The sequence below is a fragment of the Methylobacterium sp. HMF5984 genome, assembly GCF_045033435.1.
GTDB lineage: Bacteria > Pseudomonadota > Alphaproteobacteria > Rhizobiales > Beijerinckiaceae > Methylobacterium.
The window spans coordinates 2,764,929-2,780,242 of the sequence record NZ_JBJFLN010000001.1; the positions used below are offsets into that span (position 1 = coordinate 2,764,929).

At 73.2% G+C, this 15,314-nt stretch carries 12 protein-coding genes; 9 read left to right on the forward strand and 3 right to left on the reverse strand.

Annotated elements, in window-relative coordinates; all coding sequences use genetic code 11:
- The first annotated feature begins 37 nt into the window (after positions 1-37).
- The 4 genes from pabB (at position 38) to ACFZ8E_RS13430 (ending at position 3,500) form a co-directional block, all read left to right on the forward strand.
- Positions 38-1,447, forward strand: a complete 1,410-nt coding sequence (gene pabB / locus ACFZ8E_RS13415) for an aminodeoxychorismate synthase component I (protein WP_243938455.1) — start codon at positions 38-40, stop codon at positions 1,445-1,447.
- A gap of 145 nt (positions 1,448-1,592) precedes the next feature.
- Positions 1,593-2,213, forward strand: coding sequence for an aminodeoxychorismate/anthranilate synthase component II (locus tag ACFZ8E_RS13420; RefSeq protein ID WP_147729349.1), 621 nt, complete (start codon positions 1,593-1,595; stop codon positions 2,211-2,213).
- A complete protein-coding gene (locus ACFZ8E_RS13425) occupies positions 2,200-3,051 on the forward strand; it encodes an aminotransferase class IV (protein WP_243945905.1) in 852 nt (283 codons plus the stop codon). Before ACFZ8E_RS13420 ends, ACFZ8E_RS13425 begins: the two co-directional genes overlap by 14 nt.
- Before the next feature lie 14 nt (positions 3,052-3,065).
- Positions 3,066-3,500, forward strand: coding sequence for a DoxX family protein (locus ACFZ8E_RS13430; protein ID WP_147844675.1), 435 nt, complete (start codon positions 3,066-3,068; stop codon positions 3,498-3,500).
- Between the two features lie 172 nt (positions 3,501-3,672).
- On the opposite strand, the gene ACFZ8E_RS13435 is transcribed toward ACFZ8E_RS13430, so the two are convergent.
- The gene (locus tag ACFZ8E_RS13435; RefSeq protein WP_147860186.1) at positions 3,673-4,440 is read right to left on the reverse strand and encodes an invasion associated locus B family protein; all 768 of its coding nucleotides are present in this window, start codon (positions 4,438-4,440) and stop codon (positions 3,673-3,675) included.
- 302 nt (positions 4,441-4,742) lie between these two features.
- Between ACFZ8E_RS13435 and ACFZ8E_RS13440 the strand changes: the two genes are divergently transcribed.
- Together ACFZ8E_RS13440 and ACFZ8E_RS13445 are read left to right on the forward strand one after the other, a co-directional pair.
- Complete coding sequence (locus ACFZ8E_RS13440; protein WP_405042961.1) at positions 4,743-6,083, forward strand: AMP-binding protein; 1,341 nt, start codon at positions 4,743-4,745, stop codon at positions 6,081-6,083.
- 317 nt (positions 6,084-6,400) lie between these two features.
- Entirely contained in the window at positions 6,401-6,745 is a 345-nt protein-coding gene (locus tag ACFZ8E_RS13445; RefSeq protein ID WP_147729746.1) for a hypothetical protein, read from the forward strand.
- Positions 6,746-6,772: 27 nt separating this feature from the next.
- Here the strand turns inward: ACFZ8E_RS13445 and ACFZ8E_RS13450 are convergent, their stop codons facing one another.
- Together ACFZ8E_RS13450 and ACFZ8E_RS13455 are read right to left on the reverse strand one after the other, a co-directional pair.
- A complete protein-coding gene (locus tag ACFZ8E_RS13450) occupies positions 6,773-7,069 on the reverse strand; it encodes a succinate dehydrogenase assembly factor 2 (protein ID WP_147729745.1) in 297 nt (98 codons plus the stop codon).
- A 60-nt stretch (positions 7,070-7,129) separates the two neighbouring features.
- A complete protein-coding gene (locus tag ACFZ8E_RS13455; protein WP_147729744.1) occupies positions 7,130-7,480 on the reverse strand; it encodes a 4-fold beta flower protein in 351 nt (116 codons plus the stop codon).
- A gap of 231 nt (positions 7,481-7,711) precedes the next feature.
- On the opposite strand from ACFZ8E_RS13455, the gene recG reads away from it, so the two are divergent.
- The 3 genes from recG (at position 7,712) to mfd (ending at position 15,310) form a co-directional block, all read left to right on the forward strand.
- On the forward strand, positions 7,712-9,868 hold the full coding sequence (recG, locus tag ACFZ8E_RS13460; protein WP_243945908.1) for an ATP-dependent DNA helicase RecG: 2,157 nt from the start codon (positions 7,712-7,714) through the stop codon (positions 9,866-9,868).
- Between the two features lie 186 nt (positions 9,869-10,054).
- Positions 10,055-11,272, forward strand: a complete 1,218-nt coding sequence (locus ACFZ8E_RS13465; protein ID WP_405042963.1) for a UbiH/UbiF family hydroxylase — start codon at positions 10,055-10,057, stop codon at positions 11,270-11,272.
- A 408-nt stretch (positions 11,273-11,680) separates the two neighbouring features.
- Entirely contained in the window at positions 11,681-15,310 is a 3,630-nt protein-coding gene (gene mfd, locus ACFZ8E_RS13470) for a transcription-repair coupling factor (RefSeq protein ID WP_405042964.1), read from the forward strand.
- The last annotated feature ends 4 nt before the right edge of the window (positions 15,311-15,314 follow it).

Sequence of the window (15,314 nt, forward strand, 5' to 3'; positions counted from 1 at the left end):
ACCCGTCGCCCTCGAACCGGACGCGACAGCGCAGGACATGGCGGCGCAACAGATCTGGACCCGGGAGATCCCGTTCGTCGACCCCGTCGCGGCGGCGATGCGGCTGCGCCGCTGGCCCGGCCTCGCCTTCCTCGACAGCGCGATGCGGCACGACACCCTCGGCCGGGTCTCGATCCTGGCGGCCGACCCCTTCGCCCGCTTCCGGTTTCGCGACGGCCGCGCCACGCTGGACGGGCGGCCCGTCCCCGGCGGGCCGATGGCGGCGCTCCGCGCCTGCCTCGCGCCCTACCGGCTCGGCCCGGAGGAGGGGGCCGCGTTCTCCGGCGGCGCGATCGGCTACTGCGCCTACGATCTCGGGCAGGCGCTGGAGCGGGTGGTCCCGCCCGCGCGCCGGGCCGGGCTGACGGACGACGCCGCCTTCGACCTCCACGACGTCGCGCTCACCATCGACCACGGCGCCGGCACCTGCCGCCTCGCCGCCACCGGCTTCCCGGAGACCGAGCCGTCGCGGCGCGAGGCCCGCGCGCAGGCGCGGCTCGCCGCCTTCGCCGATCGCCTGAGCGGGGCGACGCCGGAACCGGCCGCCCTGCCCCCGCGCGCTGCCCCGCCGACCTGGCACTCGAACTTCACGCGCGCCCGCTACGAGGCGGCGGTCGACCGGGTGCGGGACTACATCCGGGCCGGCGACATCTACCAGGCCAACATCGCCCAGCGCTTCACCGCCGCCCTGCCCGCGGGCTTCGACCGGTTCGCGTTCTACCGCCGCTTGCGCGAGACCAACCCGGCGACCTTCGGCGCCTATCTCGAGTTCGACGGGCTGACCGTCGCGTCGAGCTCGCCCGAGCGCTTCCTGAAGCTCGAGGGCGGCCAGGTCGAGACCCGGCCGATCAAGGGCACGCTCGCGCGCAGCCCCGACCCGGTCGAGGACGCGGCCCGCGCCGCGCGGCTGCTCGCGGACCCGAAGGAGCGCGCCGAGAACACCATGATCGTCGACCTGCTGCGCAACGACCTGTCCCGGGTCTGCGCGCCGGGCAGCGTGCAGGTGCCGGTGCTGTGCGGGCTGGAATCCTATGCCGGCATCCACCATCTCGTCTCGGTCGTCACGGGTACGTTGCGGGACGGTCTCGACGGCTTCGACCTGCTGGAGAGGACCTTTCCCGGCGGCTCGATCACCGGCGCGCCGAAGCTCAGGGCCATGGACATCATCACCGAGATCGAGGGCGACGCGCGCGAGCTCTATTGCGGGGCCATCGGCCGGATCGGGTTCGACGGGTCGCTCGACACCGCGATCGCGATCCGCACCGTGTTCATGGACGCGACGACCGCGGTGCTCCAGGCCGGCGGCGGCGTCACCCTGCTCTCCGAGCCGGCGGCCGAGTACGACGAGACCCTGACCAAGGCCGCCCGCGTGTTCCAGGCGTTCGAGGCAGAGGCGTTCGAAACATGAGCGCGCCTGCGCGAGCCCGGGCCGGCGCGACGACCGGGGGCCGCACGGGGAGATCCGAGCGGAGGTCGGCGCGCGCGACCGCGCGTCGCCGGCGGCGCGGCCGATGCCTGCGGCCGGCGACGGCCGGGGGCCACCGGGAAACCCCATGATCCTCGTCGTCGACAACTACGACTCGTTCGTCTTCAACGTCGTCCGCTACTTCGAGGAGCTGGGCGAGACGGTGCGCGTGGTGCGCAACGACGCCCTCGACGTGGCCGGCATCCGCGCGCTCGCCCCCGACGCCCTGGTGATCTCGCCGGGGCCGTGCACGCCGGCCGAGGCCGGGATCTCGCTGCCGGCGATCCGCGAGCTCTCGGGTCGGATGCCGATCCTCGGGGTCTGCCTCGGGCATCAGGCGATCGGCGCGGCCTTCGGCGGCACCGTCGAGCGGGCGCGGAAGCCCCTGCACGGGCAGGCGACGCCGGTGGCGCATGGCGGGGAGCGGCTGTTTGCCGGGCTGCCGCCGGCGATGCAGGTCGGGCGCTACCACTCCCTCGTGGTGGCGCCGCAGCCGGCGATGGCGGCCCACCTCACCGTCGACGCGCGGTCGGCCGAGGGCGAGGTGATGGCGCTGTCGCATCGCCGCCATCCGACCTACGGCATCCAGTTCCACCCGGAATCGGTGCTCACCGAGAACGGCCACGCGATCTTCTCGAACTTCCTCGGCCTGGCCCGCGACTGGCGGGAGCGGCCCGCATCCGGGGAGGGCGGCGATGCTGTGGCATGACGGCCGCCTGATCGACGGCACCACCCTGCCCTTCGACCTGACCGATCGCGGCCTGACCCTGGCCGACGGCGTCTTCGACACGGCCCTGGCGCTGGCCGGCCGGGTCGCCTTCGCGGACGCGCACGTCGCCCGCCTCGTCGCCTCGGCCGAAGGGCTGGGCTTCTCCGTGTCCGCCGATGCCGCCCGCACGGCGATGCATGCGCTCGCCGCCACGGGCGATCGCCTGGCGATCCGCACCACCGTCACCCGCGGCACGGGCCCGCGCGGCCTCGCCCCGCCGCCCGATCCGCGCCCGACGCTGTTTGCGACCGCGGCCGTCAGCGACCGCCGGATCGCGTTCGCGCCCCTGCGGCTGTGGCCCACCGCCATCGCCCGGAACGAGACCTCGCCGCTGGCACGGCTCAAGACCCTCGGCTACGGCGACGCGATCCTCGCGGCGCGGGATGCGCGGGCGGCCGGCTTCGACGAGGCCCTGTTCTGCAACACGCGGCGGCACCTCGCCTGCGCCGGCACCGGCAACGTCTTCGCGCTGTTCGGCGACCGCCTGGTCACGCCGCCGCTCGGCGACGGGGTGCTGGCCGGCATCGTGCGCGCCGTCGTGATCGCCGACCTCGCGCCGGCCTGCGGGCTCGCCTGCGAGGAACGGTCCGCGACGAGGGCCGAGCTGCGCCGCGCCGACGCGGTGCTCGTCACCAATTCGCTGCGGCTCGTCGCACCGGTCGCGGCGATCGGCGACACCGCCTACGCGACCGACCACCCGGTACTGATGCGGCTGATCGCGGCCCTGCGCGACCGCGTCGCAGCGGAATGCGGCGTTCCCGCCAGCGTCGTCGCATGACGGGCGGGCGATCGATGGAGACGCCCGGGCGGATCTGGCTGCGGCGCGGGCTGGTCGGCCTCTACGGCCTCGTCGGCGCGGTGCACCTCGCCGCGCCCGACACCTTGATGCCGATCATGCCGGCCTGGGTGCCGGAGCCGCGCCTCGTGATCCTCGGCACCGGGCTCTGCGAGGTCGCGGGCGCGCTGGCGCTGACGCGCCCGGCCCTGCGCCGGGCGGCCGGGATCGGGCTCGCGCTCTACGCGCTCTGCGTCTGGCCGGCCAACATCAAGCAGGCGGTCGAGGGGATCGTGGTGCCGCCGCTGCCGGATTCCTGGTGGTACCACGGCCCCCGGCTGGCCTTCCAACCGGTGCTGATCTGGGCCGGATTGTTTGCCGGCGGCGCGATCGACTGGCCGTTCCGCCGCGCGGCGTCGCGGGCTGCGGGCCGGCGCGCCCCGGGGCGATGATCCCGTGATCCCGGGATCCGGTCATGCTGCGATCCCGTGATCACGGGATCTTGTGCCGATCGCATCATGCCGGCACCCCGAAGCGGAAAAGCCCGGCGCTTCGGGGCGCCGGGCTTCTTGCAAAAGTCAATTTGCAGGGGCCGATCCCGACGGCGGGATCGGCGGTCGCGAATCAGGGCTTGGGGGCCGCCGCGGCGCCGGCGCCGGCCGCGCCCGGCTGCTCCAGCTTCTTGCGCATGTCCTCGCTGCGCTTCTCGAGCTCGGCCTGGAGCTTCTTCTGCTGCTCCTCGAGCACCTTCGGGTCCATGGCCGGGCCGTCGAAGGCCTTGCCGAAGCCGGCGAGCGGCACGGCGAAGGTCACCTCGCGCTGGGTCTGGTTCTGCACCGAGACGTTGAGCGTGGTGCCCTTCTTCATCGCAGCGACGACGCCGGCATCGACGCCGCCGGCCTCGGCGAAGCAGCCGTTGGGGAAGCAGACCGCGAACTTGCCGGCGGTGCCCTGCTGGCCGTCGACGGTGAAGCGGATGCCGGGCTGCAGCAGCAGGCCGAGCGGCAGCAGGTAGCGCACCACGCGCACCTCCTGCTTCGTGGCCGGGTTCTTCATCTCGTACACGGCGACCGCGAGGACCGGCTGGCCCTGGTCGGAGACGAAGTCGCGGGTGGTGTAGCAGATGTCGGTGCCCGACCCGCCGTCCTTGCCGCAGACCTTGGTCCAGTCGGCCTGGCTCGGCTCGGACTTCACGGTCACGGTCTGCGGGCCGGTCTGCGCCGCGGTGTTGGCCGCCGGCGTGCTCTGGGCCGGGGCGGGGGCCGCCGGCGCCGGGGCCGCGGGGGCCGGCGTCGCCTTCTTCGGCTGGGCGAGGGCGGGTCCGGCAAGGCCGGCGAGCGCAAGGAACGCGGCGGCGCGCATCAGGAGCGCCGGGCTTTTGGCGAAGGACATCGGCTCAGACCCTTTGAAGTTCGTCGATGAAGAGGACGTCGTCGTGACGGGAAAACGTGATGCGGTGCGGGACGCGGGCGGCCGGTCCGACAGGGCGCCGCGCTGGTCCCGGGCGATCGGGCGGCCTGCATTCCCCGCCGAATGCGGCGAAGGCATGACACCCACCGCGACACCCGGCCCCGCGCATGCGGGACATCCGCGGGTCGGCCTTAGGCGGGGGTTAACCCTAAACCTGCATCGATGGCCAGCCGTCCCCGTGCGGGATGTCGGGCGACGCCCTTCGGATGGAGTTCGAGAACCCCGTGAGCGCGGCGCAGCCCTCCCTCGAGCCGTCGACCGCCGGATGGGGGCCGGCCGCCGATCGACGCCCCCTGCCCCGGACGGCGGCCCGCGAGCCGGTGCGGTCGCCGGCCGCCGCCGAGGTCGTCCTTCCGCGGGTGGGGCTGTGCGCGCTGCTCGCCGGAACCGCCCGCCTCGACCCCGCGCGCCTCGCCTTCTCCGACGCCGCGCCCAAGCGCGGCTGGAGCGACAGGCCGCCGATGACCTGGACCTACGGGACGGCGGCCGAGATCGTCGGGCGGCTCGGCCGGGCCCTGCGGACGTGGCGGCTGCCGCCGGGAAGCCGGATCGGCCTGTGGTTTCCCGGAAGCACCGAGGGATTGGTCGCCCACCTCGCCGTCGAGGCGGCGGGGCACGTCCCCTGCCCGCTGCCCGCGTCCTGGACCGAGGCGCAGGCGGCGGCCGGCATCCAGGCGGCCGGCCTCTCCGCGGTGCTGACCCAGACCCATGTCGGGGCCGGCCGCCCGGCGGAGGCGATGTGCCGGATCGCGGCCGGCTATTTCGGCCTGCGCTATCTCGCCGCCTTCGGCCCGGCCGTGCCCGACGGCGTGATCAACCTCGACGCGCTCGCCCTCGACCGGGCCGGGGGCGCCGTTGCGTTGCCCGAGACCGGCGGCGGCCTCGTCAGCTTCGTGGCGGGCGATCCGGCGCGGCCGGTCCACCGGACGGGCGACGCCCTGCTCGCGGCGGTCGCCGCGCACCTGGTCTCGGCCCGGATCGAGCCCGGCGACCGCATCCTTACCCTGCTGCCGCCCTCGGATCTGCGCGGGATCGTCACCGGCCTCGGCGCGGCGCTCGCCGTCGGCGCCGACCTCGAGACGATGCCGGTCTTCGACGGAGGCGCGCTGATCGAGAGCCTGGCGCATCCGCGCCCGACCCATCTCGTCGCCCCGGCCTTCCTGGAGGGTGCGCTCGACGCCCTGCCCGCGACGACGCTGCGCTCGGTCGTCCTCGCACGCCGTGCGCCCGGGCCCGTGCCTCCGCCCGGACCGGACCCGGCACGGCCGGTGCTCGATGTGCTGGCCTTCGACGAGGATGCGATCCTCTCGGTCAGGCGCAAGGGGCCGGGCCTCGCCGGGGCGCTCACCGAGCCCGGCCACCGCGCCCTGCCCCCTTCCCTGCCCCCCGCCCTGTTCGACCTGCGCCGCGAGCCCGACGGCCGCCTCGCCTTCCGCGGCCAGGCCTGCGCGACGGCCCTGGTGCAACGCGGCGAGGCCGGCGCGTCCGAAGCCGATGAGTTTCGCGCCTCGCGCTTCCGCGTCGATCGCTTTGCCGGAACCGGGATCGCCGTGACCGAGGCCTGAGCGGCCGCTCGGGCCGCCCCGCGCCGCACCATCCGGCGCGGCGGTGCCGCGTGCCCGCCCGGCGCATCCCTCGACCGCGCATCCTCGCCCGTGAAACGAAACCGTTCCGAAAGCTCAGCGTCGCCAGGGCCTTGGCCGATCGTGCCCGCGCCTGTGCCCGGTACGATCGATGGCGCCGGCCGCGCGGTTCATCGGACGCTCATCGAAAGGGTTTATTTTCGCATCTGCAAAGGGCGCCGGCGAACCAAACCGTTGGCGGAGGGTTTAAAGCTCAGCTCTCTTCCCAAGTGGCCTGCGATGGGGTAGCTCTCGATCTTATGGGTGCGCTGCAACAAGTGCTCGTCGTCGACGATGGTGTCCGTGCCATCGATCACTCCCTGGCCGGAGAATTGGCCGAGCTCGGCTATGCCAGCGTCACCGTCTCCCTCGAGGCGGCGGCGGACGTGCTGGCGGTGATCGCCCGGCCTGCCGCCATCCTGCTCCAGACCTCGTCGCGCCGCGATTCGAGCTATGCCCGCCTCGCAGCCCGGCTTCGTGCGCAGGTCCGCGACCAGGGCATCCCGGTCCTGGTGATCGACGGCGCGAAGGGGCGCCGCGCGGGCGCGCCGATCGACCTGATGAGCCGCATCGGCCCCTACGTCGTCAACGAACCCGACCTCTAGGCATCGCCCGGCCCGGGCGCCGATCCGCTACGAATGGATCGGCGCGTCGTGCTTGTGGAACGCCTTGAGACGGCGGAACAGCGCCGTGTCGTAGTTTCCCGGCACCTGTTCCTCCCCGACGAGCCAGCGGAACAGGTCGCGGTCCGGCACCTCGATCAGGCCCTCGAACAGGTCGAGATCCGCATCGCTCATGCTGCCGATCTCGGCGTCGGCGAAGCGCCCCATGATCAGGTCCATCTCGCGGATGCCCCGGTGCCAAGCGCGGAACAGCGTGCGGCGGCGGCGGGGATCGAGATCCGCGCTGGTGCGGGTGGTGCCGGACATCGTGAGGGCCTTCGGATCGCTGGAGACAACCCGTGATCCGAGGATCACGGGACGAAAGGCTCAGACCAGGCCTGCGAAGGCGGTCTCGGACCACGCCGCGGACGGCCCGGGCGGGGCCGGGACGGGATCGCGCGGGCCGACCGGCGGCTTGTGCCCGCGCTGGCCCTTGGCGACCCGGGTGCCGCGGTCCGGCTTGGCCGGGCCGCCGACCGCATCGAACTCGAACAGCAGCCGGTTCCCGCGCGCGTCGCTGATCCATCCGTCGGAGAACCAGCCGACGAAGCGGCCCGAATAAGCGAAGACCTTGTCGTCGTCGATGATCGCCGCGGGCCGCCCATCCCAGTGGTAGACCGCCCGGCCGTCGTCGCAGAAGGCGGATGGACGTCCCTCCCGGTCGAAAAACTCGATCATCGCCTTGGCTCCCGCCGCCGGCCGCGCCGAGCGCCGCCACCGTCCGTATCTAAGCCATCGCGGCCGACCTGCCAGCCGGCCGCATCCGGGCGCCGGGCACAGGATCCTCCGATCCGCCGATCACGGGAGGGCGACGCGGCGCGCCAGCGTCGAGCGGCCGCGCGCGACGGGGCGGGATGCACGGGCTATTAGGGCCCGCCGGGCAGGATGGGCCGAACGAGCGGATTGGCGATGCGCGACGAGACGGCCCCTGCGCTCCTGCGCCCCAGCATCCTCGATCCGCTGTTCGCGCCCGCGCGCGGGCTGCCGGGCGTCGGCGCGAAGATGGCGCCCATGATCGAGCGGCTGCTCGGCACGCCCGAGCGGCCGGCCCGCATCGTCGACCTGCTGTTCCACCTGCCGCAGGGCGGCATCGCGCAGAAGCTCGTCGGCTCGGTCGGCGAGGCCCCTGTGGGCGAGCCGGTCACCGTCGGCGTCACCGTCTCGCATCACCGGCCGGCCGGGACCGGGCCGGGCAGGCGCCCGCACCGGGTGCTGGTCGAGGACGAGACCGGCGACATCACCCTGGTGTTCTTCGGGATGCCGGCGGCGCGGGTCGAGAAGATGCTGCCGCTGGGCAGCCACCGCTACGTCACCGGCCGCATCGACCTCTGGGACGGCAGCCGCCAGATGGTGCATCCCTCCCGCATCGTCGACGCGGAAGGCCTGGCCGCCCTGCCCTCCGTCGAGCCGGTCTACGGCGCCACGGAAGGCCTGACCTCGCGGGCGATCGGCAAGCTGGCGGTGGCCGCCCTGGAGCGGCTGCCGGTGCTGCCGGAGTGGCAGGACCCGGCCTGGCTGCGGCAGAACCGGCTGCCGCCCTTCGCCGACGCGCTGCGCGCCGAGCACCGGCCCGAGGAGGCGCCCAAGCCCTCGACGCTGGGCCCCAACGGCGTCGCGGTCCCGCCGCCCGCGACGCCGTCGCGAAAACGGCTGGCCTACGACGAGCTTCTGGCCTCGCAGCTGGCTTTGGCGCTGATGCGGGCGCGCAGCCGCCGCAAGCCCGGACGGGTCAACGCCGGCGACGGCCGCCTCTCCGCCCGGATCGAGGCGGGGCTGCCCTTCGCGCTGACCGGCGCGCAGACGCGCGCCGTCGCCGAGATTCGCGGCGATCTGGCCTCCGACAAGCGGATGCTGCGCCTGCTCCAGGGCGATGTCGGGTCGGGCAAGACCGCCGTGGCGCTCCTCGCCATGGCCTCGGCCTGCGAGGCCGGCCGGCAGGCGGCGCTGATGGCCCCGACCGAGATCCTGGCACGCCAGCACTTCGAGCGCCTGAAGCCGCTGGCCGGCGCCCTGCGCCTGCGCCTGATGACCGGCCGGGACCGCGCCGCCGAGCGCCGGGCGACGCTGGCCGACCTCGCCGCCGGCGAGATCGACATCCTGGTCGGCACCCACGCCCTGTTCCAGGACAGCGTGGTGTTCGCCGATCTCGGGCTGGCGGTGGTCGACGAGCAGCACCGGTTCGGCGTCCACCAGCGCCTCGCGCTCGGCGCCAAGGGCGCGGCGGTCGACATTCTCGTCATGACCGCGACCCCGATCCCGCGGACGCTGGCGCTGACCTGCTTCGGCGACATGGACGTCTCGGTCCTCGACGAGAAGCCGGCCGGACGGCAGCCGATCCGGACGATCACCATCCCGACCGAGCGCATCGACGAGGTCGTGGCCGGCCTCCACCGCGCGCTCCAGGGCGGCGAGCGCGTCTACTGGATCTGCCCGCTGGTGGCCGAATCGGAGTTCGTCGACCTCGCCGCGGCGGAGGAGCGCTTCGAGGACCTGAAGCAGCATTTCGGGGCCGAGGTCGGGCTGATCCACGGCAAGATGCCCGGCGCCGACAAGGATGCGGCGATGGCCCGCTTCGCCGCGGGCGAGACCCGGGTCCTGGTCTCGACCACCGTGGTCGAGGTCGGGGTCGACGTGCCGGAGGCGACGATCATGGTGATCGAGCATGCCGAGCGCTTCGGGCTGGCCCAGCTCCACCAGCTGCGCGGCCGGGTCGGGCGCGGCGCGAAGGCCTCGTCCTGCCTGCTGCTCTATCGCGGGCCGCTCGGCCAGGTGTCGAAGGCCCGCCTCGAGATGATGCGCGAGAGCGAGGACGGGTTTCGCATCGCCGAGGCCGATCTGCGGCTGCGCGGCGAGGGCGAGGTGCTCGGCACCCGCCAATCCGGCCTCGCGGCCTTCCGGCTCGCCCGCCTGGAGAGCGACGGCGCCCTGCTGGAGGTCGCCCGCGACGACGCACGGCTGATCGTCGAGCGCGATCCGACCCTGCGGACCGAGCGGGGCCAGGCGCTGCGGGTGCTGCTCTACCTGTTCGAGCGCGACGCCGCGATCCGGCTGCTCGGGGCCGGCTAGAGCATCGTCGAGCGAGGTGGATTCCCGCTGGCGTGACGACGATGCGCCCTCGAGACGAGAGCGAGCCGTGTCCGTGATTGACGGATCACGGACCATGCTCTCGCCGGCGCGGGTTGCCGCAGCCTGGGCGACAGGCGCGCGCGATCGCCCTAGATCCGTTTGGGTCGTACCAAGGATTCTCCGCCCGTGCCCCAGCCGCCCCGACAGGACAGGACGTTTGCCGTCGCGGTGGTCGGCGCCGGCGCCGCCGGCCTCGCCGCCGCCCTGGCGCTCGCCCGCGACGGCGTGCCCACGGCCCTGGTCGGACGCCATGCACCCGTGGCCGACGGGCGCACCGTCGCCCTGCTCGACGGGTCCGTGCGCTTCCTCGCGGCGCTGAAGGCCTGGGGCGGCATCGCCCCGCAGGCCGGCCCGCTGGCGACGCTGCAGATCATCGACGACACCGGCAGCCTGTTCCGCCCCCCGCCCGCGCGCTTCCAGGCCGGCGAGATCGGGCTGGAAGCGTTCGGCTGGAACGTCGAGAGCCGGCTCCTGGTCGAGTCCCTGCGCCGGCAGGCACGCGCCACCGAGAACCTCACGCTGTTCGAGAGCGATGCCGCGGAAGCCGTTCCTGGCGAAGAGGTTTCCGAGGTTCGGCTCGTCAATGGCGGGCGCGTCTCGGCACAGCTCGTCGTTGCCGCGGACGGGGGGCGGTCGCCGTTGCGGAGCGCGAGCGGCATCCGGGTGCGGGACTGGTCCTACCCGCAATCCGCGATCACCACGATCCTCGCGCACGACCGCCCGCACGGCGACGTCTCGACCGAGTTCCACACCCGCGGAGGCCCCTTCACCCTGGTGCCGCTGCCGGGGAACCGCTCGAGCCTGGTCTGGGTCGCGGCCGAGGGCGTCGCGCGCCGGCTCGCCGCGCTCGACGACGCGGCGCTGGCCGAGGCGGTCACGCGCCAGGCGCAGGGCATGCTCGGGACGATGCGGATCGACGGCCCCCGCGGCCTGGTGCCGATGCGCGGCCTCTCCGTGGCGACCCCGACCGCCCACCGCCTCGCCCTGATCGGCGAGGCCGCCCACGTCTTCCCGCCGATCGGCGCGCAAGGCCTGAACCTCGGATTGCGGGATGCCGCCGCCCTTCGGGACGCGGTGCTCGGTGCCACCCGCGAGCGCCGCGATCCGGGCTCCCGCGCGGCGTTGTCTGGCTTCGCCCGCGCCCGCCGGCTCGACGCGGCGCTGCGATCCACGGCGGTCGACACGCTCAACCGGAGCCTGCTCGCCGACCTCGTGCCCGTCGACGCGCTGCGCGGCTTCGGCCTGCTGGCGATGAGCGCGATCGGGCCCTTGCGCCGCGCCGTGATGCGCGAGGGCGTCCTGCCGCGGCTCGGCGCACCCGAGCAGATGCGGGCCGCGCGCTGAACGGAAAAACTCCTTTTTACGTGTTGGTTGTCCCTGTCGGCTCGCGTTGGGCATCAAGCGTTTCGGCGCGAAAATCGGGTGCGCGTCCCTCCGGCGATCCGCCCCTGCGACACCGGCATGCGGAGCACCGACCCGAGCCGCTCCGTGCCGGACCTATCGGCGCAAGAGCCGACGAGTCCGCATCGGGAAAAAACGATCGAAAATCGTTGATTGCGAGTAGGTTGCCTCGAAAAGCTCATCCCATGCATTCGTCCGGTCGGACCATGGCGGCCCGGGTCGGAGCGCCGCATCGTCGGATCGTCGCCTCCTGACACCCTGCCTTCCGGTCTATACATCCCGTTTCGTGGGCTCCACGTCCCGCCCCCGGGCATCGCCTGCCCGCCCGATTCGACGACGAACAGACACCCGATGGCCAAGCCCGCATCCAAGACGTCCGCATCCAAGACGCCCGCGCCCCCGGTCCCCGCGCCGAAGGTTCAGACGGCGCGCTTCGCGCTTCCCAAGTCCGGGCCGCTGGCGCGGATCCGCGACGCGTTCGCGCGCGGCGAGAGCCCGACGCTGGCCGGCGTCCCGGACGGGTTCGACGCCCTGGTGGTGGCCGACCTCGCGCGCGCCCTGAGCGCCGGCTTCGAGGGGCCGGCGGTGCTGGTCCACGTCGCCCGCGATTCCGGGCGCTCGGCGGCCTTCGTCAACGCCCTGAAGTTCGTCGCGCCCGAGATCGAGGCGATGAGCGTGCCGGCCTGGGATTGCCAGCCCTACGACCGGGTGTCGCCCAACGGCGCCACCGCGGCGCAGCGCATGACCGCGTTCTCGCGGCTGACGCGCACGCGCTCCTCGGAGGCCGCGCCCCGCATCGTCTGCACCACGGTCAACGCCCTGATCCAGCGCGTTCCGCCGATGAAGCGCATCGCCGTCGAGACCTTCTCCGTCGCGATCGGCAACGTCGTCTCGATGGACAAGGTCGTGGCCTGGGTCGAGGCCAACGGCTTCCTGCGCACCGGGACGGTGCGCGACACCGGCGAGTACGCCGTGCGCGGCGGCATCCTCGACCTGTCGCCGCCGGGGCTCCCGAACCCGATCCGCCTCGACTTCTTCGGCGACACGCTGGAATCGATCCGCGCCTTCGATCCGGAGACCCAGCGCACCGTCGGCCAGCTCCGCTCCCTCGATCTCGTGCCGATGAGCGAGGTCCAGCTCACCACCGAGACCATCCGGCGCTTCCGCCAGGGCTACGTCGCCAATTTCGGGGCCGCGACCCGCGACGACCGCCTCTACGAGACCGTGAGCGAGGGCCGGCGCTATGCCGGCCTCGAGCACTGGATGCCGCTGTTCTACGAATCCCTCGACACCCTGTTCGACTACGTCGCCGGGGTGCCGATGGTGTTCGAGCCGCAGATCGAGGATGCGGCCGCCGAGCGGCTGGCCCTGATCCAGGACTACTTCCAGGCTCGCGAAGGCGCGCGCAAGACCCCGCAATCGGGCGTCGCGCCCTACAAGCCGCTGCCGCCGCGCGCCCTCTACCTGACCCAGAACGAGCTGCGCGACCGGATCGCGGCCTGCTCCGTCGCCCGGCTGACCCCGTTCGCGGTGCCCGAGGGCGGAGCCGGCGGCCCGGCCATCGATTGCGGCGCCGAGCCCGGCCGCACCTTCGCCGCCGAGCGCGCGAGCGAGGGGACGAGCGTCTTCGACGCGGCGGTGGCGCACGTGAAGGATCTGCAGGGATCCGGTCATCACGTGATCCTCGGATCCTGGTCCGAAGGCTCGCGCGACCGGCTCTGCGGCGTGCTCGCCGACCACGGCCTCAGGAAGCCGATGGCGATCTCGCGCCTGTCGGACGTCTACGCGCTGAAGCGCGGCACCGACGTCGCCGTCGCGGTCTGGGGCCTCGAATCGGGCTTCACCGCCGGCCAGCTCGCCGTGATCTCGGAAGGCGACATCCTCGGCGACCGGCTGGTGCGCCAGAAGCGGAAGTCCAAGCGCCCGCAGGACGTCATCCTGGAGGTGCAGGCGCTTCAGCCCGGCGACCTCGTCGTGCACGCCGACCACGGCATCGGCCGGTTCGTCGGCCTGAAGACGGTGACGGCGGCCGGCGCCCCGCACGATTGCCTGGAGCTGCAATACGCCACCGGCCTGCTGCTGCTGCCGGTGGAGAACATCGAGCTCCTGACCCGCTACGGCTCCGAGGATTCCGAGGTGGCGCTGGACCGCCTCGGCGGCGCCGGCTGGCAGGCCCGCAAGGCGCGGATGAAGAAGCGCATCCTCGAGATGGCCGGCGAGCTCATCAAGGTCGCCGCCCAGCGCTTCGTGCGGCAGGCGCCGCGGCTGGTGCCGCCCGAGGGCCTCTACGGCGAGTTCGCCGCCCGCTTCGCCTTCGAGGAGACCGAGGACCAGGCCAACGCGATCGAGGCGGTGCTCTCGGACCTCAACGAGGGCCGCCCGATGGACCGGCTCGTCTGCGGCGACGTCGGCTTCGGCAAGACCGAGGTGGCGCTCCGCGCCGCCTTCGCCGCCGCGATCTCCGGGCGGCAGGTGGCGGTGGTGGTGCCGACCACCCTGCTCGCGCGCCAGCACTTCCGCACCTTCGCCGAGCGCTTCAAGGGCCTGCCGATCCAGGTGGCGCAGCTGTCGCGCTTCGTCGGCGCGGCCGAGATGAAGCAGACCCGCGCCGGGCTCGCCGACGGCACCGTCGACATCGTGGTCGGCACCCATGCGGTGCTGGCCAAGACCATCGCCTTCAAGGACCTCGGCCTGATCATCGTCGACGAGGAGCAGCATTTCGGCGTCAGCCACAAGGAGCGCCTGAAGGCGCTGCAGGCCGACGTGCACGTGCTGACGCTCTCGGCCACCCCGATCCCGCGGACGCTGCAGCTGGCGATGACGGGCGTGCGCGACCTCTCGATCATCGCGACCCCCCCGGTGGACCGCCTGGCGGTGCGCACCTTCGTGACGCCGTTCGATCCGCTGACCATCCGCGAGGCGCTGCTGCGCGAGCGCTACCGCGGCGGCCAGTCGTTCTACGTGGTGCCGCGGATCGAGGATCTGGCCGAGGTGAAGCGCTTCCTCGACACCGAGATGCCCGAGACCACGGTGGCGGTCGCCCACGGGCAGATGGCGGCGGGCCAGCTCGAGGACGTGATGACCGCGTTCTACGAGGGCAAGTACGACGTGCTGCTCTCGACCACGATCGTCGAATCCGGTCTCGACATCCCCACCGCCAACACGCTGATCGTCCACCGGGCCGACATGTTCGGCCTGGCCCAGCTCTACCAGCTCCGCGGCCGCGTCGGCCGCTCCAAGGCCCGCGCCTACGCCCTGTTCACGACGCCGGCCAACCGCACCCTGAGCGCCCAGGCCGAGCAGCGCCTCACCGTGCTGCAGACGCTCGACACGCTCGGCGCCGGCTTCCAGCTGGCCTCCCACGACCTCGACATCCGCGGCGCCGGCAACCTGCTCGGCGACGCGCAGTCCGGCCACATCAAGGAGGTCGGCTACGAGCTCTACCAGCAGATGCTGGAGGACGCGGTCACCGCGCTCAAGGCGGGCTACGAGGAGCCGGTGGAGGAGGCGTGGTCGCCGACCATCGCGCTCGGCGCCCCGGTCACCATCCCCGAGACCTATGTCGAGGATCTCGGCGTGCGGCTCGCCCTCTACCGCCGGCTCTCGACCCTGGAGAATGACGCCGAGATGGAGGGGTTCGGCGCCGAGCTGATCGACCGCTTCGGGCCGCTGCCGCCGGAGGTGGAGCAGCTGCTCAAGATCGTGACGATCAAGATCCTGTGCCTGGCCGCCAACATCGCCAAGGTCGAGGCCGGGCCGAAGGGCGTCGTGGTCCACTTCCGCGACAAGTCGTTCGCGAACCCGCAGGGGCTGGTCGCCTACGTCGCCGAGCAGGCCTCGTTCGCGAAGGTCCGGCCCGACATGAGCGTGGTCTTCATCCGCGAGCTCGACTCGATCCCGGCCCGGCTCAAGACCGCGACGCAGGTGGTGCGGGCGCTGGCAGGGATCGCCGAGCGCGGGGGGAAGAAGAAGGCGGCGTAAGCGC